At 66.6% G+C, this 1,711-nt stretch carries 1 pseudogene; it reads left to right on the plus strand.

Annotation, left to right across the window (positions count from 1 at the left end):
• Window positions 1-609: 609 nt before the first annotated feature.
• Window positions 610-1,711: pseudogene (locus NEI07_RS06150) on the plus strand (hypothetical protein); the annotation flags it as partial.

The raw sequence follows: 1,711 nt of genomic DNA on the forward strand, positions 1-1,711 counted from the left end.
CCGGGGCCGCCGTCAGCGCCTCCGTTTGGAACGCCGCCACCCCCGCCACCCCCGCCCTCGATCGGTCCTGGAGAAGGTCCTGGGCCTGGCCCCGGATTCGAGGAAGGCGGAATCGAGCTATGGTGGGATGGCGGTCCTCCGCCGCCGCCTCCGATTTGTCCGCCGGGCATGCATCTCGCGACCAACGCGCTGCAATGTTGTCCGCCTAACCAGATTCCCGGATTTACCGGCGGATGCCAGCCGATATGCCCGAACGGCGCCGCCGACCCGGTCTGCTGGCGGGGGTTCCAACCTGGACATGGGCCGGGCGCGACAGGGCCTGCGGATCCAGGAATCTGCTGGAATGGCGCGCCCGTAACAAAGCTCTGCATTCCGAACAATCTGGCTTGTAATAAATGCCCGAAGTCGCCGCTGAAAAATTGTCCGTCGGGTTTCAATTTGGTCACCGCGCCGCCGGGCGTCCCGAACGCTACTTGGTTGTGGAGCAATGCGACCTGCGTGGCCGCCGGCCCGCCTTGCCCGCCCGGCCAGCAGAGAGGCCTAGACGGTCTGTGCCATGCCGACATGTGTCCCGCTGGCCAGACCGCTTTTCCCGTGAACCGGTGCTGCTTGAACGGCACGGCGCCTAACGCCCATGGCCAATGTCCGGGCATTCTGGTTCCGCCGCTTTGGTTCCTCGATTACATCGCCACTGGAACGGGACCCTGCGTGCCGCCGAACTGCTCTCACTACGAGTTCACGATCACCGGTCGAGAGCGATTTGGTCGTGGAACGCTAATCCAGCGCATCACACTGCCGCCGGGCTCGGATTTTCCTGACGCGCGCGTCGTCAAGGGCGCGAAATATTGCCCGGCGTCCAGGTGGTCGTGTTCGAAGTCCGGCGACGGTTTCACTTGCAGCGCAGAAGATTGCGGGCTTGCGCCCGGCGATCAGGTGGTGGTGCGCCTTGAAGGCAGGGCGGCTCCCGAATTGACCGCGCCGCCATCCACTCCCGTCGAGAAGACCGCCTGTGGCGTGCTCGAATGGCAGGCGATGACCGGTCGTAGCCGCCGCGCGGCCGTCGAGCAACCCGCTGAAGTTGGGAAGGCCCTGACGCAGCAGCCCGAAACGCAGCAAGCAGGCGCGAGCCGCATCCTCACGCCCAGCAAGCGGGCGTGCTGGACCATCCGGATCGTCGACAAGGTGCCCGCCGCGCCGACTTGCGCGCGCGACTATGCGCCGACCGCAGAGGGGCAGTGCTGCATGCGCAGTCAACTAACTGCCGGCGGCGTGTGTTGTCCGGCCGGCCAACGGCCGGATGCACGTCGATCGGCCTGTGTCGCAGTGTGCGCCGGCGACCGTGTCTGGACCGGCTCGACCTGCGCCTGCCCGCAAGGCTCCGTGGAGCGCCGCGGCCGCTGCGTTAGCTTGGTCACGCCGGTGATTCCGCAACGCGCATGCGCCCCGGGCGAAACCGGCGTTTGGCCGCATTGCTGTCCGCCGGGTCGTTATTGGAATGGCCGGCAGTGCGTCCATCAGCCGACCACGCTGCCTTCTTGTCCCGCGGGAACCACGGGCAAATATCCAGACTGCCAGCCGATCATCGTGCGAGAGCCTTGCCCTTCAGGAACGGTCGGCCGTTGGCAGCCACATTGCCGGCCGATCGACGTGCGGCAGCCTTGTCCTCCAGGAACGGTCGGCCGTTGGCAGCCACACTGCCGACAGATCGTCG

The sequence above is a fragment of the Methylocystis suflitae genome (assembly GCF_024448135.1).
GTDB lineage: Bacteria > Pseudomonadota > Alphaproteobacteria > Rhizobiales > Beijerinckiaceae > Methylocystis > Methylocystis suflitae.